Raw genomic sequence first — 19,888 nt, 5'->3', positions numbered from 1 at the left:
CCGCCGGGGCGCCGGGAGCGCCGGTTGCCGGAGCTGCCCACGGATGCCCCCATGCCCCTCGAAGCCGCCATCGTCCTGATCGCCCTCGCCGCCGCGGCCGCCACCCGCCCGTGGCGCCTGCTGGCGGCCGGGCCCGCTACCCACGCTCCGGAAGGCCCCGGGGGCGCTCCAGAGGCACGGCAGGCATCGCCCCTGCTCACGCCGCTGCTGGCCACGCTGGTGTTCCTGCCCTGGATATGGGCCCTGCCCACGCTGCACGCCATGCCGCTGCAATTGCAGCTGTCGGGCGCCTGCCTCGTCGTGCTGATGGTGGGCTGGCCGCTGGCCGTGCCCGTGCTGGCCACGGTGGCGGCGATGGCGGCCCTGCTCTCGCCCGCCCTGACGTGGAGCGAGGCGCTGGGCCTGGCGGCCTGGCAGGGCGTGGTGCCCGCCACCCTCGCGCTGCTGCTGGGCGCGCTGCTGCGCCGGCTGGCCGGCACGCACCTCTTCGTCTATGTGCTGGGCCGTGCCTTCCTCGGCACGGCCCTGTGCATGTTCGCGGCCAGCGGCCTTGCGCTCTGGAGCGGCCATGGCCTGCCGGGCGTGGACCCGGGCCTGGCCATGGTCGCCCGCTGGCTCATGGCCTGGGGCGACGCAGTGGTGACGGGCATGCTCTGCGCGGTGTTCGTGGCCTTCCGGCCCGAATGGCTGGCCACGTGGTCGGACCGGCTGTACCTGCGCTCCTGAGGCGCCCGCGCATCAGATGGCCGAGTCAGGTGGCCGAGCAGGTGAAGCTGTCGGCCCGGGACGGGTCCCCCGTGCCGTTGTAGCGCGGGAACCGGGGGTACTCGCAGACAGGCCGCTGCAATACCGGCGTGGCGCCGTCCGCCGCGAAGCGCGTGGTGACCAGGTCCTGCGGCGCGGCGCCCCGCTCCACCCAGGCATCGAGCGCGCCCAGCAGGTCGATCGAGCGCGGATCGCCGCCCGGGCCGTCCAGGTTGTGGCCGACCGAGGGGGTGGCGAACATGCGGGCGAAGCCGCGCACGCGGTCATCCCCCAGGCGCTCGCGCACCGTATCGAAATACGCCGCGGTGCGATAGACCGACACGCAGGTGTCCGCCAACCCGTACCAGATCAGCAGCTTGCCGCCGTGGGCGGCGAACGCCGACAGGTCCGGATCGGTGGTGTCCATCATGCCGGCCAGGCGCAGGTACTGCGACGGGAACTGCGTGGGATCGTGGTCCAGCAGGCTGCGCTGCGGATTGCCCTCGGCCACCCGCGCACCTTCCTGGGCGGCCATGAAATTGAAGGAATCGCGGGCCTGGAAACTGCTGCCGAAAATGTAGTCCTTCCAGTCCGAGGTGGCCGCGCCGCCGCGGCCATAGCCTGGATAGCCGCGCTCGCCCCGCGACAGGGTGACGGGGATGTCGTGCGCGCTGTGGATCAGCCGGATGGATTCGATCTGCCCCGCGGTCAGGCAGGCATCGTTCTCGGCGCCCTGGCACAGCAGTTCGGTGGGCACGTAGTTGCAGGCCTGCACGTTGCCGATGATGCCGTCCTGCAGGCCGTCCAGCGCATCGCAGGCCGCGGTCTCGGCGCGCGCATAGAGCGCGATCTTCTCCGCGCTCAGCCAGTTCTCGGGCCGCGAGAAAATGTGCCGCAGCACCGTCGCCCCCAGGTTCACCTGGTGCGCCTGCTGGCTGATGGCCGGCTCCATGGCGATGACGCCGTCGTAGTCCTGCGGGTACTTCTGCGCGGCCGCCAGCGCCGAGCGGCCGCCATTGGAGTGGCCCATGTGGTAGCGCCGCACCGGGCGCTGGCCGTAGAAGCCCGTGGCGATGGCGGTGCCCACGTCGAGCACGAAGTGGTTGGCGTCGTAGGCATGGTTGCGCAGCGCCACGTCGCTGGAGGCCCAGCCGAAGCCGCGCGACGGGTGGCCCGAGTCGGAGCTGATCTTCACGTAGGGATGGGCCGAAGGGCCGGCCAGTTGCTGGTACCAGGGATCGTCGGTAGGGATGAATCCGTCGAACCCGCCCCCGCCGATGGTGAGGGTCTTGCGGTTCCAGGCGGCCGGCTCCGGCAGCTCCACCGCCCAGCGGATGGTGGACTCCGGCGACGACACGATCTGCCCGCGCACGATGCACGCGTCGGGCTGCGTGCCCGAGCCCTTGCGCAGTTCGGTGCGCGTGACCACCGCGCCGTGCGGCAGGGGTGATGCCGCCGCATAGGCCTGGCAGGACTCGGCCAGCGGCCGCGCGACCAGGCCGCCCCCGCCGTCACCGCTGCCGCAGCCGGCAAGGCCCAGGGCGGCCAGCACGCCCCAGGCCCCCAGGGCACCCCGGCGCCGGAGAGGGGCCGGCCGGAGGACGGAGCAGCCCTGCGGCGGCCCCGGGCGGGTTGCGACGGACGGGACGGATCCCGGGAGGCGCCCGCGGGCCGGCGTGGCCGCGGTGATGGGGTCTCGGCGGAACATGGGTGGAAGTCTCCTTGGTGCGTTGTGGCAGGCCGCCATGCGGCCTGCCGGCACGATAGGACGCCATGCCCGTGCGAAGACCCCTGCAAATGCAGACGGCTGGGGAAAATCCCGAGCCCGCGCTCAATGGCGCGGGCCGCGCAGCGCCGCCGCCAGTTCCACCTTGTTGCGCACGCCCAGCACGGCATAGGCACTGCGCAGGTAGGTCCGCACCGTGGCAGGCGATAGGCCCAGCAGACCGGCGATGGCCTTGTAGCCATGTCCGTGCGCGTACAGCAGGGCGGCGCTCATTTCGCGCGGGGCGAGCGGCGACTTGCGCTGCCGCGATGGCAGGCGCAGGCACACCAGGGCCCCGCAGGCCTCCAGGTGCAGGCGGCACGATCTGCCGACCTCCAGGCTGCCGGGCAACTGCCGCAAGGCCGCATGACACTCGGGGGGCAAGGCCGTGCCGGACCATCCGGGATGGGCCTGCGCCAGTGCCTGGCCCACGCGCAATCCCAGGAATAGCAGCCGGCCCTCCGTATCGGCCAGCGCGTAGCTGTCCCAGGCCCGGGCGATGGAGGCGCTCTGCAGGGTTTCGAGCATGTGCCGCCAGTGGTCCAGCAGGTGCGGGACGAACTCACCGAACAGCGCCGCATCCTGCCCGGAGAACGGCGGGGCCAGGGGCTTGCGGTACACGCAGACGAAAAACTGCAGGCCGCTGTCCGGCAGCGCCACGGTGAAGGCCATGCTGTGGAACAGACCGTGGCGCTCGCAGAAGGCCTCCACCCGCGGCGAAGCGGACAGCGGCTGCCCGCTGCAGGCATTGCCCACGACCACCTGCCCGAGGCTGTCCAGCGATGCCTGCGCGAATTCGTCCTCCATGGACAGCTGGTTCCACTCCTGGGCGAACTGCCGGCTGAGGCCGATGCTGCCGTGCAGCCAGTTGCGCGGAGCCACCTGGGGCGTGCCGGCCGACACCTCGCCCCACCACGCCATGTCGAAGGGCACCAGCGTGCGCAGGATGTCGAGCGCGTCTCGCAGCATGGCCTGCGGGGCACCCTGGCGCGCACGCTCGGACAGCCGCAGCAGGCCGGCGCTGAAGGCCTGCAGCGGGCCGATCGCCGGCAAGGCGCGGGCCGGTGCCTGGCGGGTGCATGCGCTCATGGCGGGGCCGTCCTGCACGGCCTCCCATTCCTGCAAATGCATGGGCCTGTCTCCTGGTGGGTCTGTGGTCCCCGGAGCGGGTCCGGGTACTGCCTCTTCGGGGGCGGATGGTACGGGAGCGCCACCGCGCCGCACAAGCCCGGGCCGGTACGGAGATAACATCGCCGACTTTCCGCCACCGCTGTTCCGAGCACCATGACCCATGCCACCGAATTCGCCCCCGGCCTTGTCCTGCAGGGCATCGAGCCCCCGCTGTCCCTGTCGGACTACAAGCTCATCGCCTTCGACATGGACTCCACGCTGATCAACATCGAATGCGTGGACGAGATCGCGGATGCCGCCGGGCGCAAGGCCGAGGTGGCCGCCATCACCGAAGCCGCCATGCAGGGCCTCATCACGGATTACAAGGAGAGCCTGCGCCAGCGCGTGGCGCTGCTGCGCGGCGTGGGCGTGGAGCACATGGAGCAGGTCTTCCGCGAGCGCCTGCGCTTCAATCCTGGTGCGAAGGAACTCATCACTGCCGCCAAGGCCGCGGGCCTCGCCACGCTGCTGGTGTCGGGCGGCTTCACGTTCTTCTCGGACCGGGTGCGCGCCGGCCTGGGCATCGACCTTTCCCGCGCCAACGTGCTGGAGATCGAGGACGGCAGGCTCACGGGCCGCATGGTCGATCAGCCCTGGGGCGACATCTGCGACGGCGCCGAGAAGCGCCGCACGCTGCTGGAAGTGGCCTCGCTGATGGGCATCGACCCGTCGCAGGCGATCGCGGTGGGCGACGGGGCCAACGACCTGCCCATGATGGGCGTGGCCGGCCTGTCCGTGGCCTTCCATGCGAAGCCTGCCGTGCGCGCGCAGGCCAGGGTGGCGATCAACGAGGGCGGCCTCGACCGGCTGCTGGAAATCCTGCGCTGAGCCGCCGGCTGTGCATAAGCAGCAGTCGCGTTATATGGGTATGACGATAAAAACGTGGTGAGGCTGCGGGAAACTACCTAGACTTCCGGGCCATGGGTGACAGCCCCGGCGCGGCCGGGACGCCCCGAACCAACCGAAGAAAGCCCTTGTCCCGATGCTGAAGAAAGCCCTCTCCGCCCTGGCCCTCGCCGCGCTCGCCGTCTCCGCCCACGCAGCCGATACCGTCCTCAAGGTGGCGGCCTCCGCCGTGCCGCACGCCGAGATCCTGAACTTCGTGAAGCCGCAGCTCAAGGCCCAGGGCGTGGACCTGCAGGTGCGCGAATTCAGCGATTACATCCAGCCCAACGCCGCGGTGGAAGACAAGCAGCTCGACGCCAACTTCTTCCAGCACCAGCCCTACCTGGACAGCTACAACAAGGACCGCAAGAGCAGCATCGTGGCGGTGCCGGACGGCAAGGTCCACGTGGAGCCCTTCGGCGCCTATTCGAAGAAGATCAAGTCCGTGAGCGAGCTCAAGGACGGCGCCACCATCGCCATCCCCAACGACCCGTCGAACGCGGGCCGCGCGTTGATCCTGCTGCAGAAGCAGGGCCTCATCACGCTCAAGGACCCGAAGAACATCACTGCCACGCCGATCGACATCGTCAAGAACCCGAAGAAGCTCAAGTTCCGTGAACTGGAAGCCGCCCTGCTGCCCCGCGCGCTGCAGGACGTGGACCTGGCCCTGATCAACACCAACTACGCGATCGAGGCCAAGCTGAACCCGACCAAGGACGCGCTGTTCATCGAAGGCAGCGATTCGCCCTACGCCAACCTGATCGCCGCCCGTGCCGACCGCGCCAACGACCCGGCGATCGCCAAGCTGGTGAAGGCGCTGCACACGCCCGAAGTGAAGAAGTTCATCCAGGACAAGTACCAGGGTGCGATCGTGCCGGCGTTCTGACCGCCTGCGCCATCCGCTGCACAAGGCGCCGCTTTCGCGGCGCCTTTTTCATTCCAGCCCCTGCCAGAGCCAGAACGACAGCGTGAGCATGATGGCGCCCGTGAGGCCATCCAGCAGCCGCCAGGCCATCGGCTTCGCGAACACGCCCTGCAATTGCCGCCCGGCGAAGGCGAGCATCAGGAACCACAGCAGGCTGGCCGATGCCGCGCCGGCCACGAAGACCCACTTGAGGTCGCCCTCCTGACGGGCACCGATGGAGCCCACGAGCACCACGGTGTCCAGGTACACATGCGGGTTGAGCAGCGTGATCGCGGCCAGGGTGCCCAGCACGCCCAGCAGGCCCTGGCGGGTGCGGTCGCCGTCGGTGCGCAGGCCGGCGCCGGCACCGAACAGGGCACGGTGCCACGCGAACAGCCCGTAGGCCAGCAGGAACACGGCTCCGCCCAGGGTGAGCACATGTGCGAGGCCCGGGGCGCTCTCCAGCAACCGCGCCATGCCGGCCACGCCGGCGCCGATCAGCACCGCGTCGGCCAGCACGCACAGGGCCACGCAGGCCCGCACGTGCCGCCCGGCGACCGCCTGGCGCAGCACGTAGGCGTTCTGCGCGCCGATGGAGACGATCAGGGACATGCAGACCGTGAAGCCGGCCAGCCAGGCGGCGGACGCGGCCCCGCCGGAGAACGGGGAAGAGGAAGGAAGAAGTGCCCACATGCAGCCGATTCTGGGCGAGTGTAAAAATTATGTAAACTTAAAAACTCTAACCATCATTAAGCATTACTTCATGCTGGACTACGCCGGACTCGAGGCCCTTGCGGCCGTGGTGCGCGAGGGCAGTTTCGAACGTGCGGCGCGGCGCCTGCACGTCACGCCTTCAGCCGTCTCGCAGCGCGTGAAGCAACTGGAAGAGCGTGCAGGACAGGTGCTGGTGCAGCGCGGCACGCCCTGCACCGGCACCGAGGCCGGACGCCGGCTGTGCCTGCACCTGGAGCAGGTGGCCCTGCTGGAGAACGAGCTGCGCCGGGCCCACCCCGCGCTGGTGCCCGATGCCCACGCCCCCGCACCCACGGTCAGGCTGGCGGTGAACGACGATTCGCTGTCCACCTGGTTCATGGACGCGATGGCGGCCTTCGCCGAGGGCGGCAACGAGCAACTGGACGTGCGCATCGACGACCAGGAGCACACCGCGCAGCGGCTGCGCGAAGGCGAGGTGATCGCCGCCGTGACGGCCACCGCCGGCGCCATCGCGGGCTGCAACACCTGGCCGCTGGGATCCATGCACTACGTGGCGGCGGCCAGCCCGGCATTCGTGCGCCGCCATTTCGGGCCGGACGCGGGCGGCGTGACCCCGGACACCATCGCGCAGGCGCCGATGATGGTGTACAGCCGCAACGACCGCCTGCAGGACCAGTGGCTGCAGCGCCAGGGCCTCGGCTCGCGCCGCCATCCGCCGCGGCACTTCCTGCCGTCCAACCAGGGCTTCCTGCGCAGCTGCGAGATGGGCATCGGCTGGGGCATGCACCCGACGGTGCTGATCGAGCGGCAGCTCGCGGACGGCACCCTGGTGGAGATGCTGCCGGGCACCGGCATGGACGTGGCGCTCTACTGGGCCCATCCGCGTTCGGCCCAGGCGGGGCTGGAGCGGCTCACGCAGTGCGTGATGGCCGCCGCGCACGACTGGCTGGACACCGGCCGCGGCCCACGGCGGGCGGGCGCTTCGCGCAAGCCGGGGAAGAAGTAGCAGCAGGCGCCACCACTCCGGACCCGGCCTGTAGGACCCCGCCGCAAAAGCGCAGCGCATGGCAGGAACGCGGCCATGGCGCACATTTCCCGCCCCCCTGCCGGGCTACCATGAATGCGGCCCCGTAGAGGTCCCCACGCATGGGGCATGCCCCTTCCGGTGCGATGAAAGAACCCGCGTGATGTCCCACTACGACCTGATCGTCATCGGCAGCGGCCCTGGCGGCGCGAGCCTCGCGCACCGGCTCGCGCCGACCGGCAAGCGCATCCTGATCCTGGAGCGCGGCGACTACCTGCGGCGCGAGGAAGCGAACTGGAGCGCGCAGGCCGTGTTCGTGGAAGGCCGCTACCAGGCGCGCGAATCATGGATCGACCGGGACGGGCACCGGTTCGCCCCGCAGCTCCATTACTGCGTGGGCGGCAATTCGAAGGTGTACGGTGCCGCGTTGCTGCGGCTGCGCGAGCGCGACTTCGGCGAGGTACGCCACCACGGCGGCATCTCGCCGGCCTGGCCGCTGGCCTATGCCGATTTCGCGCCCTGGTACGACGAGGCCGAGGCGCTGTTCCACGTGCATGGCCTGCGCGGGGACGACCCGCTCGATCCGGGCACCACGCCCTACCCTTTCCCGCCTGTAAAGCACGAACCCAGGATCGCGCAATTGAACGACAGGCTGCGTGGCATCGGCCTGCATCCCTTCCACCTGCCGCTCGGCATCCTGCTCGACCAGCAGGACGACGGCTTCGCGACGCCGACGAGCACCTGCATGCGCTGCTCGTACTTCGACGGCTTTCCCTGCCTGCTCAATGGCAAGGCCGATGCCCAGGTGATGTGCATCGATCCGATGCTGCGCGACCACCCCAACATCACGCTGTTGACCGGCGCCTATGCCTCGCGCCTGGAGACCGATGCCAGCGGCCGGCGGGTGGAGGGAGTGGTGGTCGAACGCGGCGGCCGCGAGGAGCGCTACACCGCCGGCACGGTGGTGGTGGCCTGCGGCGCTTTGTCGTCCGCCCTGCTCTTGCTGCGCTCGGCGAACGAGCGGCACCCGAGGGGCCTCGCCAATGGCTCGGACCAGGTCGGCCGCAACTACATGCGCCACGAGATGTCGATCGTGATGGCGGTGATGAAGGAGGTCAACGAGACGGTCTTCCAGAAGACGCTCGCGCTCGGCGACTTCTACTTCGGCAGCGACGACTGGGAGCATCCGCTGGGGCTGATCCAGATGTGCGCGACCAGCCATGCGGACCAGATCAAGGGCGAAGCGCCGCTGCCCGGGCTGATGAAGCACCTGCCCGAAATGCCGTTCGAAGAGATGGCCCGGCATTCGATGGACTTCTGGCTGCAGGCCGAGGACCTGCCCATCCCCGAGAACCGCGTGTACTACCGGGACGGCAAGGTGCACCTCGACGTGCGCGCGACCAATGAGGAGGCGCTCAAGCGCCTGCAGGCCAAGCTCAAGCAGGTGCTCGACGCGATTGGCTGGCCCGCGGTGCTGGTGGAGCGCTCGCTCTACCTCGGCAAGGACATACCGCTGTCCGGCACCGCGCACCAGGCCGGCACCTGCCGCTTCGGCACCGACCCGGCCACCTCGGTGCTGGACCTCGACTGCCGGGCCCACGAGGTGGACAACCTCTACGTGACCGACGCGAGCTTCTTTCCCTCGATCGGCGCGGTAAACCCCACGCTCACCATCATCGCGAACGCGCTGCGCGTGGCCGACATCCTGAAGGGGCGCCTGTGACCGCCGCCATCGTCGTGGCCTTCCTCGTGCGCTGCGTGATGGTGCTGATCTTCCTGCCCTTCAGCGCGCTCGACAAGCTGCTGGGCTTCGGCCATGCGGTGGGGCAGGCGCAGGAGATGTTCAGGCCGCGCTGGCTGGCGCGCGCCGTGATCCTGGCCGGCCTGGCGATCGAGGTGGTGTGCAGCATCTGCGTGGTCACCGGCGTTTCGGACCGGGCGGCGGCCTTCGCGATCGCGGGCTACTGCTTTGCGACCGCGGTGCTGTTCAAGCCGTTCTGGAAGCCCGGGGACTTCTGGTCGAACCCCGACGGCAAGGCGCGCGGGCTGTTCTGGGATTTCCTCAAGAACCTGGCGCTGGGCGCCGGCTTTTTGCTGCTGGTGGCCGGCACCGATGGTTCCGGCCTGCAGCCTTTTCTCGATGCGCCCCTCGCGTCGAGCCAACCCTACCGGAGCCCCTGAATGTCCGATCCCGGCCCCCGCCCGTCCGTGCCGTACCAGCACCTCTACACCGATGCCGACGGCGTCAGCCGCTTCCAGGCCTGCGCGCTCACCGACTACGAGCTGCACCGCGTCGGCGCCGCCGATCCGCAGTGGAACAACGCCATGGAGCGCGGCGATTCGACCGTCGTCTTCACCGTGCAGCCGGTCGGCTGGGTGGGCGAGTGGCACGAGAACCCGGCCCCGCAATGGATCGTCGTGCTCTCGGGCCGCTGGTGGATCGAGGCGATGGATGGCACGCGCATCGAGCAGGGCCCGGGCGAGTTCTCGTTCGGGGGCGACCAGGGGTGCGCCGAGGTCGATGGCAAAAAGGGCCACCGCTCCGGCACCGTGGGCGACGAGCCCTGCTGCCTGATGACGGTGCAGCTGCACCGCGCGCCGGTGCGCCGGCCATGCGAGCTGGGCTGAGTCCGGGTATGCCGCCATGCAGCATGAGACAGCACTGAACCGCATCGCCGCCTTCTGCCTGGTGGCCCGCGATAGTGCGGCCCTGGTGCGGTTCTACAAAGCGCTGGGCTTTGTCCAGGAAGCATCGGCACCTCGGCCGATCGCGGCCGGCGAGGCGGCGCTGCTCGGTCTCGCGGGCGGCGGCATGCGGTACGCGATGGGCCTGGGTGCAGCCCGGTTGTGGATCGACCAGTACGACCGGCCCGGCCGGCCCTACCCGGACGGCACGGACGCCGCGTCGCGCTGCTTCCAGCATTTCGCGCTGGTCACGAATGACATCGCTGCCGCCTGGGAGCGCGTGCAGGCGGCAGGGGCCACGCCGGTCAGCCGCGCCAGTCCGGTCACGCTGCCCGCCTCCACGGGCAGAGCCATTGCGGTCAAGTTCCGCGACCCGGAAGGGCATCCGCTGGAGCTGATCCAGTTTCCGGACGGCGAAAGCCGCGGGTGGCAGGGCCACGGCATTCTCGGCATCGACCACAGCGCGATCGCAGTGGCGGATGCAGAGCGGTCCTGCGCGTTCTACCGTGCCCACGGCCTGGTAGGAGGCAGCGCCACGCTGAACCACGGCCCGACGCAGGCCGCGCTCGACGGCCTGGACGATGTGCACGTGGACGTGGTGCCGATGCATCCCGCAGGGCCGGGGCCGCATGTCGAATTGCTGCACTACCGGCATCCGCAGGGCGCACCGGCGGAACCCTGGGCGATCCACGACGTGGCCGCGACCCGCATCGTCTGGCAGGGTTCCGGGCCCGCGGTGCTGCGCGATCCGGACGGGCATATCCACCAGATCGACGGCACTGCGCAAGCCCGCGCATAGCCCACCGCGCTGGCGCCGGCGTGCGCGGAACGCCCCGGCTTTCAGCCCTCCCGCAGGTCGATCGCGAGCAGCCGCGTCGATGCCGCGATGAAGAGCCGCCGGCCGCTGCTGCCGCCGAAGCAGACGTTGCACACCGTCTCCGCGATGGGAATCGCCCCGAGGTACTCCTGCCCGGCCGACCAGATGTGCACGCCGTCCGCCGCGCTGCACCAGACCCAGCCGCGGCCGTCCACCGCCAGGCCGTCGGGATTGCCCTGCGCGGGGGAGCAGAAGAAGCGCCGGTCGGCAAGCGCGCCGTCGGCGCCGACGGTGAAAGCCTCGACTTCGTGCCGGCTTCCCGGGGAACCGCCAGGGGCCTCGCCCAGCGCCATCGATGTGTCGGTCACATACACCGTGCGCCCATCGGGCGCGAGCGCCACTCCGTTCGGCTGCTCGAAATCGGCCATGCGCGCGAGCATGCCGGTGGCGGGATCGAAGCGGTAGAGGCTGCGGTGCGCCAGCTCGGGCTCGGCCAGCGCGCCCTGGGCGGGCATCACGATGCCGAAGACCGGGTCGGTGAACCACACCGCACCATCGGGCGCGACCGCCACGTCGTTCGGCGCATTGAGCCGCCGGCCCTCGTAATGCGTCACGACCGGCTCCGGCTCGCCCTGCAGGCCGGGCGCGGAGCGGCTGATGCAGCGGCGCCCGTGCTCGCAGTGATAGACGCTGCCGTCCGCGGCCACCGCATTGCCGTTCGGGAACCAGGCCGGGTCGATCAGCGATTCCACGCGGCCGTCTTCCTCATACCAGGCATTGATGCGCCGGTTGGGCACGTCGGAGAACAGCAGGCGCCGGTGCGATGCCTGCCACGCCGGGCCTTCAGCGTGGATGGCGCCCTCGTGCAGCACCCACAGCGGCGCGTCGGGCGCGAGCACATCCGCGAGGCGCGCGGCCCCGATGCGAATGCCCGGAAAATCCGGATCGGCCAGCGGCCTGCCCGGGCGGCGCAGCAGGCGGCCGGGCAGCAGGTTCTGGGTCGCAGGGTTCACGTCGGTTCCTTCCTCCGGCTGGTCCGCGGGCCGGCGTGCGCCAGGATACGCGGCGAACAGCGACGCACGTGGAAGCTGCGGACGCAAGGGTGTGCAGGCGCGTGCCGCCTGCGCGGGTCAGGGCTGTCCGGCCAGGGGGGCGCGCACCGGCAACCCGGGCACCGGCACCACCGCCAGCGCGCGCCGGCGTCCGGGCGAGGTGGCTCCTGCGGCGGCGGGCCGTGCCACCAGGTCGGCCAGCGTCACGCCGTCGAGCACCGCCAGGAAGCTCTGGGTGGCCTGCGCGAGCGCGCCGCGCAGCAGGCAGTGCCCGGTGAGTCGGCACTGGTTCACCGCCGGATCGAAGCATTCCACCATGTCGAAGTCGCTCTCGGTGAGGCGCACCACGTCACCCAGGCGGATGTCGGCGGCAGGCACGCGCAGGCGAAGCCCCCCACCCCGCCCGCGCGTCGTGTCCAGCAGGCCCTGCGCGGCCAGCGCCTGGACGATCTTCATGAGGTGGCTGCGCGAGATGCCGTGCTGCCCCGCCACCTCGGTGATGGTCACGGGCTGCGCGCGCCCCTCGCAGGCGGCGCAGTACATCAGCACGCGCAGGGCGTAGTCGGTCCATTGGGTGAGGCGCATGGCGTTTGCGTTGGATCAATCCGAAAGAGTCTCTTGGGATGAATCTTATTGCATAAAATATTCATCACAAATGAATCTTTAAGGAACCACCATGAATGCACGCCGTCCCGATGCTTCGCCCGCCGCCACGATCGACTCCCGGCAGGCGCTGGGCCAGATCGCCGTGTCCCTGCCCGGCGCCACGGCGGTGTTCCGCAGGCTGCACCTGGATTTCTGCTGCGGCGGGCAGGTGAGCCTGGCGCAGGCCGCGGCCGACAAGGGCCTGGACCTCGCCGCGCTGCAGGTCGAGCTTGGCGCCCTGCAGCGCGATGGCACGGCGCCCGACCCTGCCCTGGACACCGGCGCGCTGCTCGATCACGTCGTGGTGCGCTACCACGAGGTGCACCGCGCGCAGTTGCCGGAACTGGTCCGCATGGCGCGGCGCGTGGAGGCGGTGCACCGGGAGCATCCGCAGGTACCGGCGGGCCTGGCCGACCTGCTGGAGGCCACGCAGGGGGAACTGCTGTCGCACATGCTCAAGGAAGAGCGGGTGCTGTTTCCCATGCTCCGGGGCGGCGGCGATGCCTTCGCGGGCCCGCCCATCGCCATGATGCGCGCCGAGCACACGGAGCACGGTGAGACGCTGGAGCGGCTCGCGGCCCTCACCGGGCAGATGACGCCGCCGCCAGGCGCCTGCAACACCTGGCGCGCGCTCTACGCGGGGCTGGAGCAGTTCCGCGACGACCTCGTCGAGCACATCCACCTGGAGAACAACGTGCTGTTCCCGCGCTTCGACGGCACGGCCGCCGCGCCCCAGGGCTGCGGCGCGGGTGCTGGCGCAGGCGCGTGCGGCTGCCGCTGACCGCCGGCCTGCCGCCCTGCCGCGCGGCGATCGACACCGTGCAGGACAATCCCTCCCTCGCCATGCCCGAACAAGCCCCTCCTCCCGACATCCTCGCCCCCACCCCGCTGGACCATGACGCCATCGCCGCGCTGGTCCACGGGTTCTACGCGGACGTGCGCGCCCATCCGCTGCTCGGCCCCGTCTTCGAGGAGGCGCTGGGGGACCGATGGGAGCCGCACCTCTCGCGGATGGTGGATTTCTGGGCCACGGTGGCGCTGGGCGCGCGGAGCTACCGCGGCAACGTGCAGCAGCGCCACGCGGCCCTGCAGGGCGTGACGCCCGCGCATTTCGCGGCGTGGGTGGGGCTGTGGAAGCAGCACACGGAACGCCGCTTCGCGCCGGACGTCGCCCACGGCCTGCAGCAGGCGGCGCACGGCGTGGCGCGCAACCTGTTCCGTGCCCTGGTGGGGCGGCTGCCGGATTTCGCGGGAAACGCCGGGCACGGGCACTGAGGCCGCCCTGGGCCGGCCCGCCCCCCGGTCAGCCCTTGCGGGCGGCGCGCAGCGGTGCCAGCAGGTCCGACAGGCCGTTTTGGTCGATCTCGTGCATCAGCGCGAGCAGGCGGCCGATGTCGCCGGGCGGAAAGCCCTCGCGGGCGAACCAGTTCAGGTAGTTGCCGGGCAGGTCGGCGATCGCCGTGCCCTTGTGCTTGCCGTAGGGCATGACCACCGTGACGAGCCGCTCGAGCTGTGCCGGGTCCATGTCCGTCCGCCCCTCACCCGCCCGCGCGCTTGACCTTGTGGCCCAGCGCCTGGAGCGCCTGCATGACGCGCTCCACATGGTCGCCCTGCACCTCGATCACGCCGTCCTTGGCGGTGCCGCCCGTGCCGCAGGCGGCCTTGAGCTGCTTGCCCAGCTGGGCCAGTTCGGCCGCGGGCAGTGCCACGCCCTTCACCACGGTCACCGCCTTGCCGCCGCGCCCCTTGGTCTCGCGCGAGACGCGCACGATGCCATCGCCCGCCGGCACCGCGGCCGCACGCGCGGCGGCGCAGGCGCATTGCGCGACCGGCTGGCGGCACGCAGGGCACATGCGGCCGGATTCGGTCGAATAGACGAGGCCGCCCAGGTCGCTCAGGCGCATGGAAGGCTCCGCTGGAGGCCGGCGGCAGGGTGGAAAACGGAGGTCGCGGCAGGAATGGGCATGGCGCGATTATCCGGGGCATGCGGCGGTGCCGCACAATCCGCGGGGAGCGCCCTCGCACTCCCTCGCGTTTTCCCGTCGTTGTTTCCATGGCCGCGGCGCCTTCCATGCCCCGGCCCCCTGCCCTCCTGCCCGCCATGCCCTTTGCCGCCCTCGGCCTTTCGCCCGCCCTCGTCCATGCTGCCGGGGCCCTGGGCTTCGATACGCCCACGCCCATCCAGGTACAGGCCATTCCCGCCGTGCTGGACGGACGCGACGTACTGGGCCGCGCGCAGACCGGGTCCGGCAAGACGGCCGCCTTCGGCCTGCCGCTGCTGCAGCGACTCCTGCCGCAAGCGCAGCAGGCCGGCGCCCGCCCCGGACCGCGGCGCCCACGCGCCCTGGTGCTGGTGCCCACGCGCGAATTGGCCGCGCAGGTGGGCGAGGTGCTGCGCGAACTGGCGGGCCACCTGCCCGGGCCGCGGCTGAAGATCGCGATCGCATTCGGCGGTGTATCCATCAACCCGCAGCTGATGGCGCTGCGCGGCGGCGCGGACGCGGTGGTGGCCACGCCGGGCCGGCTGCTGGACCTCGTGGAGCACAACGCCCTGTCGCTCTCGCAGGTGCAGGCGCTGGTGCTGGACGAGGCCGACCAGCTGCTGGACCTGGGCTTCGCCGAGGAGCTGCAGCGCGTGCTCGCCTTGCTGCCGGCGCAGCGCCAGAACCTGCTGTTTTCCGCCACCTTCGAGCCGGGCGTGGCCCGGCTGGCCGAGGGCCTGCTGCGCGATCCGCTGCGCATCGAGATCGCCGAAGCGCCCGGTACCGCGCCCGACATCGCCCAGCGCGCCATCGCGGTGGAAGGCCCGCGCCGCACCCAGCTGCTGAAGCAGTTGCTCACGCAGGAGCCCGGCTGGACGCGGGTGCTGGTGTTCGTGGCCACCCAGTACGCTGCCGAGCATGTCGCGGAAAAGCTCTACCAGTCCGGCATCTACGCATCGCCCTTCCACGGCGGCCTGAGCCAGGGCACGCGCCGGCAGGTGCTGCAGGAATTCCGCGACGAGCGCTGGCAGGTGCTGGTGACCACGGACCTGGCCGCGCGCGGCATCGACATCGCCGGGCTGCCGGCCGTCGTGAACTACGACCTGCCTCGCGCCGCGGCCGACTACGTGCACCGCATCGGCCGCACGGGGCGTGCCGGCGCCAGCGGCGTGGCGGTGAGCTTCGTCACGCCCGAGGCCGCGCCCCACTGGCAGTTGCTTGCCCGGCGCCACGGCCTGCAGGCGCTGCCGGTGGAACAGGTGGCGGGATTCGAGGTGGCGCTCGCACCCGCAGCGCAGGAGGCCGGCACCCAGGAAGATGCGCCTGCGCGCCCGGGAAAGCTGCCGCCGGGCACGGGCGGCATCAAGGGCCGGCGTCCGAGCAAGAAGGACAAGTTGCGGGCCGCTGCTGCCGCCGCGGCGCAGGCAGGCGGCACCGGGGAACCCACGGCGGATTGAAGCTGGCCGCCCGCCAGGTGGCGTCAGTCCCCGCCGTCGCCTCCGCCATCCGCGCCGCCGTCGGCACCGTCGCCATCCTCGTCATGCGGGCCGTCGCCGCCGGAGTCCGCCGGGCGCACGGCCGGCTTGCGGGGCATGCATTCGCCGGGCCTGGCGACGATCTCGACGTAGAACTGCGCATCGCCGGACTGCGCCACGCCGTCGATCAGGCGGGTGATGTCTTCCACCTGCACGCTGCGCGCATCGTCCTGCGTGCGGCCGAAGCGGCAGTCGAAGTCCCAGAAGCGCGCGCCCTCGGGCAGCGCGCGGCGGCGCTCGCGGCGCAGGTAGCGGTGGATGTCGTGGCGGGCCGCATCCAGCAGCCGGTCGCGGTTCTTGCCATCGATATGGAGCACATAGGTCTTTCGCATGTGCCCATCGTAACCTGCCCGGGCCTGCGTACTATGATTTCAATAGCAACGTGCGGCGGATGGGCTCGCTCCGCAGTAGCCTGGAGCGGGTCTAGACGCGCGGCGGAGAGGGATATGCCGGGTCCCTGTAGCCCGGCGTGGAAGGATGGCCCGGCGCCACCATGCCGTCCACCAGGGCTTCGTCTTCCTGCGTGACGGTGTACTCGAGCGCAGGCCCGTAATCCTGCCATTGGGCCAGGGTGCGCGGGCCCGCGATGACGGCGCTGACCGCCCGGTGCGCCAATACCCAGGCCGTGGCGAACTGGGCCAGCGTCACGCCGCGGGCCTCGGCGTGCCGCTTCAGCTCCTGCGCCAGCACCAGCGATTCGTGCCGGAACTCGGTCTCCGCGATGCGCTTGTCGCCCCGCCCTGCGCGCGTGCCCGGCGGGGGCGCCTCGCCCGGCAGGTACTTGCCGGTGAGCACGCCGCGCGCAATGGGGCTGTAGGGCACCACGCCCAGGCCGTGGTGCGCGCAGGCCGGCAGGATCTCGACCTCCGGCATGCGGTTGAGCAGGTTGTAGTAGGGCTGGCAGACCACGGGCCCGGGCATGCCGATGCGCGCGGCACCGTGCACCAGTTCGGCGATGCGCCAGGCGCGGAAGTTGGAGACGCCCCAGTAGCGGATCTTGCCCGCGCGCAGCAGCGCATCGAGGGCGAAGAGCGGCTCCTCGAGGTCCATGCCCAGGAAATCGCGGTGCAGGTAGAGGATGTCCACGTGGTCGGTGCGCAGGCGCGCGAGGCTGGACTCCACCTCGCGCAGCATCCAGCTGCGGGAATAGTGGCTCTCGTTCACGCGGTCGGACATCCGGTTGCCCAGCTTGGTGGCCAGCACCCATTCGTGCCGCTGGCCCGCCAGCAGGTCGCCCAGCATCGATTCGGAAGCGCCCCTGGTATAGACATCCGCCGTGTCGATGAAATTCACGCCGCGCCCTCGCGCATCGGCCACGATGGCCGCGGCCTCGTCCCGGCCGGTCTGGTCGCCGAACATCATGGTGCCCAGGCAGAGGGCGGAGACCTGCAGGTTGCTGCGGCCGAGGCGGCGGTATTGCATGGGGCGGGCCTTTCAGGGCGAAGGGAGCACGAAGGATGCGGGAACGGGAAGAAGCAGCGCAGGGCCGCTGCGCGGCGGAGGCCAGGGGGATCAGTAGTGCGGCGGGATCTCGTCGCGCAGGCTGCCGCCGGTCGCGGTGCCGCCCGGCTCGGGCAGTTGCTGCCGCAGCGCCACCAGGGCGCGCTGCAGCGCATCGATCTGCTGCTGCTGGCGATAGACGGTGACGTTGAGCTGGTCCAGCAGGTCCTCGGCGTAGCTGGCCTTGATCTCCAGCTCGTCGAGGCGTTCGGATGCGGTGCGGTCGGGGCCCGGCATGGCTCAGCCTCGCAGCGCCTGGCCGAGGCGCGCCACGCCCTCGCGGATCCTGTCCACGTCGGCCGTCGCGAACGACAGGCGCAGCGTGGCATGGTCGGGGTTCGCGCAGAAGAACGGCGTGCCGGGCACGAAGGCCACGCCCTTGTCGATGGCCAGCTTGGCCAGCACGTTGCCGTCGGCCACCGCGCCGCCCGCACCGGTCAGCCGTGCCCACACGAACAGGCCGCCCTGGGGCTGCACGAAGTCGATCGCCTCGCCCAGCTCGCGGCGCAGCGCATCGCCCATGGCGCGCGCGCGTTCGGCATACACGGCGCGCACCTTCTCCAGCGTGGCCGGCATGCGGCCGGAACGCAGGTACTGCGCGGCCGTGGCCTGCGCGAAGGTGCTGGTGTGCGCGTCGCTGAATTGCTTGCACATGGTGGCCTTGGCCAGCAGCTCGGCAGGCGCGATCAGCCAGCCCACGCGCAGGCCGGGGCTCAGGACCTTGCTGAGGCTGCCGCAGTGCGCCAGCAGTTCGCGGCTGCCGGGCACCGTGGCCGACAGTGCCAGCAGGCTGGGCGGCGGCGCCTCGCCGAAATACAGGTCGCCGTAGGGATCGTCCTCGACGATCAGCACCTGGTGGCGCACGGCCAGCTCCAGGATCCTGCGGCGGCGCTCCAGCGACAGCAGCGCCCCGCTGGGGTTGCCGAAGGTGGGGATGAGATAGACGAACTTGGGGCGATGCTCCACGATGAGCCGCTCGAGCGCGTCGGCATCGACGCCGTGGCCATCCACGGGCGCGCTCACCAGCTCGGCGCCGTAGAGGCGGAAGCACTGGATGGTGGCCAGGAAGGTGGGGCCTTCCACGATCACCTTGTCGCCGGGGCTGATGAGGGTCTTGCCCAGCAGGTCGAGCGCCTGCTGGCTGCCGGTGGTGACGATCAGGTCCTCGGGCCGCACGCCCTGCGCGCCCTTGGAGGCCATGAAGGCCGAGAGCTGTTCGCGCAGCGGGTTGTAGCCCTCGGTGGCGCCGTACTGCAGCGCCGTGCCGGGCTCTTCACTCAGCGCCCGCTCGCTCGCCTCGCGGATGCCCTCGACGTCGAACATCGCACTGTCGGGAAAGCCGCCGGCAAAGCTGATGATGCCGGGCTTGCCCAGCAGCTTGAACAGCTCCCGGATGGCAGAGGTTTCGACGTTGTTCAGGCGGTCTGCGAATTGCATGGCGTGTTCACGGTGTGGTGGCGAAAGACCCCCATTGTCGCCAATGGCCGCGCATGTTTCATGCGTGCGGCGCGCTGCGGGACAATGCACGGGCCAACCGCATTGAGAACGACGCCCCACACCACCATGAAGACCGCGCAGATCGAACCCTTCTTCGCCGCGCTGAAGGCCGCCAATCCCCAGCCCAACACCGAGCTGGAATACACCACCGTCTTCGAGCTGCTGGCCGCCGTGCTGCTGTCGGCCCAGGCCACCGACGTGGGCGTGAACAAGGCCACGCGCAAGCTGTTCCCGGTGGCGGGCACACCGCAGGCCATCCTCGACCTGGGCCTGGAAGGGCTGGAGGGCTACATCAAGACCATCGGCCTGTACCGCAGCAAGGCCCGCCACCTGATGGAGACCTGCCGCATCCTGGTGGAGCGCCACGGCGGCATCGTGCCACGCACGCGCGAGGAGCTGGAAGCCCTGCCCGGCGTGGGCCGCAAGACCGCCAACGTGGTGCTGAACGTGGCCTTCGGCCAGCCCACCATGGCGGTGGACACGCACATTTTCCGCGTGAGCAACCGCACGGGCCTCGCCCCCGGCAAGAACCCGCTGGCCGTGGAAATGCAGTTGCTGAAACGCGTGCCCGCCGAATATGCCGTGGATTCGCACCACTGGCTCATCCTGCTGGGCCGCTACGTCTGCCAGGCGAGGAAGCCGCGCTGCTGGGAATGCGTGGTGGCGCCGTGGTGTGACTACCAGCCGAAGACGCCGGCGCCCTGAGGGCGGGCGCCATTCCTCTCTTCCTTCCTTCTTTTGGCCGGGCGTTGCGAACCGGGAGTGACCGGCTTGTCCGCCTGGGGTTCGCGCGGGGGCAAGTGGTTGAGGGCAAAGGGAATTTTTACTGGGTGGCGGACGGGGCGCGCAGGCTGCGGGTCGGTTGGGCGGGGTTCGCGGATGCGTGGGAGAAATGGCTGGAGTGGCGCGGGTTTATAAAGGTGCCGTCGCGCCCTGTGCGGGCGCGTGGGTTGAAACACCAGCTCCTGG

General features: G+C 70.7%; 23 protein-coding genes and 1 CRISPR repeat array (1 of these 24 only partly in view). Of the genes, 12 read left to right on the top strand and 11 right to left on the bottom strand.

Annotated features, from left to right (window positions below):
• The first annotated feature begins 51 nt into the window (after positions 1-51).
• Positions 52-726: a hypothetical protein gene (locus tag ACAV_RS08015; RefSeq protein WP_013594068.1), complete on the top strand. Its 675-nt coding sequence runs from the start codon at positions 52-54 to the stop codon at positions 724-726.
• A 25-nt stretch (positions 727-751) separates the two neighbouring features.
• On the opposite strand, the gene ACAV_RS08010 is transcribed toward ACAV_RS08015, so the two are convergent.
• Positions 752-2,452 (bottom strand): tannase/feruloyl esterase family alpha/beta hydrolase, encoded by a 1,701-nt coding sequence (locus ACAV_RS08010; RefSeq protein WP_013594067.1) that lies wholly within the window; start codon positions 2,450-2,452, stop codon positions 752-754.
• A 123-nt stretch (positions 2,453-2,575) separates the two neighbouring features.
• Positions 2,576-3,640, bottom strand: coding sequence for a helix-turn-helix transcriptional regulator (locus tag ACAV_RS08005; protein ID WP_013594066.1), 1,065 nt, complete (start codon positions 3,638-3,640; stop codon positions 2,576-2,578).
• A gap of 153 nt (positions 3,641-3,793) precedes the next feature.
• Between ACAV_RS08005 and serB the strand changes: the two genes are divergently transcribed.
• Together serB and ACAV_RS07995 are read left to right on the top strand one after the other, a co-directional pair.
• Positions 3,794-4,507 (top strand): phosphoserine phosphatase SerB, encoded by a 714-nt coding sequence (gene serB, locus ACAV_RS08000; RefSeq protein ID WP_013594065.1) that lies wholly within the window; start codon positions 3,794-3,796, stop codon positions 4,505-4,507.
• A gap of 154 nt (positions 4,508-4,661) precedes the next feature.
• The gene (locus ACAV_RS07995; protein ID WP_013594064.1) at positions 4,662-5,450 is read left to right on the top strand and encodes a MetQ/NlpA family ABC transporter substrate-binding protein; all 789 of its coding nucleotides are present in this window, start codon (positions 4,662-4,664) and stop codon (positions 5,448-5,450) included.
• A gap of 48 nt (positions 5,451-5,498) precedes the next feature.
• On the opposite strand, the gene ACAV_RS07990 is transcribed toward ACAV_RS07995, so the two are convergent.
• The gene (locus ACAV_RS07990; protein WP_013594063.1) at positions 5,499-6,161 is read right to left on the bottom strand and encodes a LysE/ArgO family amino acid transporter; all 663 of its coding nucleotides are present in this window, start codon (positions 6,159-6,161) and stop codon (positions 5,499-5,501) included.
• A 70-nt stretch (positions 6,162-6,231) separates the two neighbouring features.
• Here ACAV_RS07990 and ACAV_RS07985 point away from each other — a divergent pair, with 70 nt between their 5' ends.
• From ACAV_RS07985 to ACAV_RS07965, 5 genes are all read left to right on the top strand, one after another.
• Positions 6,232-7,188, top strand: coding sequence for an HTH-type transcriptional regulator ArgP (locus tag ACAV_RS07985; protein ID WP_013594062.1), 957 nt, complete (start codon positions 6,232-6,234; stop codon positions 7,186-7,188).
• A 181-nt stretch (positions 7,189-7,369) separates the two neighbouring features.
• On the top strand, positions 7,370-8,929 hold the full coding sequence (locus ACAV_RS07980; RefSeq protein WP_013594061.1) for a GMC oxidoreductase: 1,560 nt from the start codon (positions 7,370-7,372) through the stop codon (positions 8,927-8,929).
• Positions 8,926-9,387, top strand: coding sequence for a DoxX family protein (locus ACAV_RS07975; protein WP_013594060.1), 462 nt, complete (start codon positions 8,926-8,928; stop codon positions 9,385-9,387). Before ACAV_RS07980 ends, ACAV_RS07975 begins: the two co-directional genes overlap by 4 nt.
• Entirely contained in the window at positions 9,388-9,834 is a 447-nt protein-coding gene (locus tag ACAV_RS07970; RefSeq protein ID WP_013594059.1) for a cupin domain-containing protein, read from the top strand. It abuts the gene before it with no gap.
• Between the two features lie 16 nt (positions 9,835-9,850).
• Positions 9,851-10,690, top strand: a complete 840-nt coding sequence (locus ACAV_RS07965; RefSeq protein ID WP_013594058.1) for a VOC family protein — start codon at positions 9,851-9,853, stop codon at positions 10,688-10,690.
• Between the two features lie 41 nt (positions 10,691-10,731).
• Here the strand turns inward: ACAV_RS07965 and ACAV_RS07960 are convergent, their stop codons facing one another.
• Together ACAV_RS07960 and ACAV_RS07955 are read right to left on the bottom strand one after the other, a co-directional pair.
• A complete protein-coding gene (locus ACAV_RS07960; RefSeq protein WP_013594057.1) occupies positions 10,732-11,721 on the bottom strand; it encodes an SMP-30/gluconolactonase/LRE family protein in 990 nt (329 codons plus the stop codon).
• Between the two features lie 117 nt (positions 11,722-11,838).
• Positions 11,839-12,345: an RrF2 family transcriptional regulator gene (locus ACAV_RS07955; protein ID WP_013594056.1), complete on the bottom strand. Its 507-nt coding sequence runs from the start codon at positions 12,343-12,345 to the stop codon at positions 11,839-11,841.
• Between the two features lie 91 nt (positions 12,346-12,436).
• Between ACAV_RS07955 and ytfE the strand changes: the two genes are divergently transcribed.
• A complete protein-coding gene (ytfE, locus tag ACAV_RS07950) occupies positions 12,437-13,186 on the top strand; it encodes an iron-sulfur cluster repair protein YtfE (RefSeq protein ID WP_013594055.1) in 750 nt (249 codons plus the stop codon).
• A 62-nt stretch (positions 13,187-13,248) separates the two neighbouring features.
• Positions 13,249-13,680 carry a group III truncated hemoglobin gene (locus ACAV_RS07945; protein ID WP_049791238.1) on the top strand — a complete coding sequence of 144 codons (432 nt, stop codon included), beginning with the start codon at positions 13,249-13,251 and terminating at the stop codon, positions 13,678-13,680.
• Between the two features lie 28 nt (positions 13,681-13,708).
• Here ACAV_RS07945 and ACAV_RS07940 read toward each other — a convergent pair whose 3' ends face one another.
• Positions 13,709-13,930: a DUF3820 family protein gene (locus tag ACAV_RS07940; protein ID WP_013594053.1), complete on the bottom strand. Its 222-nt coding sequence runs from the start codon at positions 13,928-13,930 to the stop codon at positions 13,709-13,711.
• Between the two features lie 13 nt (positions 13,931-13,943).
• On the bottom strand, positions 13,944-14,309 hold the full coding sequence (locus tag ACAV_RS07935) for a translation initiation factor Sui1 (protein WP_013594052.1): 366 nt from the start codon (positions 14,307-14,309) through the stop codon (positions 13,944-13,946).
• 197 nt (positions 14,310-14,506) lie between these two features.
• Between ACAV_RS07935 and ACAV_RS07930 the strand changes: the two genes are divergently transcribed.
• The gene (locus ACAV_RS07930) at positions 14,507-15,844 is read left to right on the top strand and encodes a DEAD/DEAH box helicase (RefSeq protein ID WP_041829060.1); all 1,338 of its coding nucleotides are present in this window, start codon (positions 14,507-14,509) and stop codon (positions 15,842-15,844) included.
• A 23-nt stretch (positions 15,845-15,867) separates the two neighbouring features.
• Here ACAV_RS07930 and ACAV_RS07925 read toward each other — a convergent pair whose 3' ends face one another.
• The 4 genes from ACAV_RS07925 to ACAV_RS07910 form a co-directional block, all read right to left on the bottom strand.
• Entirely contained in the window at positions 15,868-16,254 is a 387-nt protein-coding gene (locus ACAV_RS07925; protein ID WP_013594050.1) for a DUF6172 family protein, read from the bottom strand.
• A 91-nt stretch (positions 16,255-16,345) separates the two neighbouring features.
• Complete coding sequence (locus ACAV_RS07920; protein ID WP_013594049.1) at positions 16,346-17,344, bottom strand: aldo/keto reductase; 999 nt, start codon at positions 17,342-17,344, stop codon at positions 16,346-16,348.
• 90 nt (positions 17,345-17,434) lie between these two features.
• Positions 17,435-17,659, bottom strand: coding sequence for a SlyX family protein (locus ACAV_RS07915; protein ID WP_013594048.1), 225 nt, complete (start codon positions 17,657-17,659; stop codon positions 17,435-17,437).
• A 3-nt stretch (positions 17,660-17,662) separates the two neighbouring features.
• Entirely contained in the window at positions 17,663-18,859 is a 1,197-nt protein-coding gene (locus tag ACAV_RS07910; protein ID WP_013594047.1) for an aminotransferase-like domain-containing protein, read from the bottom strand.
• Between the two features lie 126 nt (positions 18,860-18,985).
• Between ACAV_RS07910 and nth the strand changes: the two genes are divergently transcribed.
• Positions 18,986-19,624, top strand: a complete 639-nt coding sequence (gene nth / locus ACAV_RS07905) for an endonuclease III (protein ID WP_013594046.1) — start codon at positions 18,986-18,988, stop codon at positions 19,622-19,624.
• 220 nt (positions 19,625-19,844) lie between these two features.
• A CRISPR array of direct repeats spans positions 19,845-19,888; the repeat unit is 32 nt; unit sequence GTCGCGCCCTGTGCGGGCGCGTGGGTTGAAAC (it continues 1,324 nt past the right edge of the window).

Source organism: Paracidovorax avenae ATCC 19860, assembly GCF_000176855.2.
Lineage (GTDB): Bacteria > Pseudomonadota > Gammaproteobacteria > Burkholderiales > Burkholderiaceae_C > Paracidovorax > Paracidovorax avenae.
The sequence above is the reverse complement of the archived record's forward strand: the minus strand, read 5'-3'. Positions and strand labels throughout refer to the sequence as shown.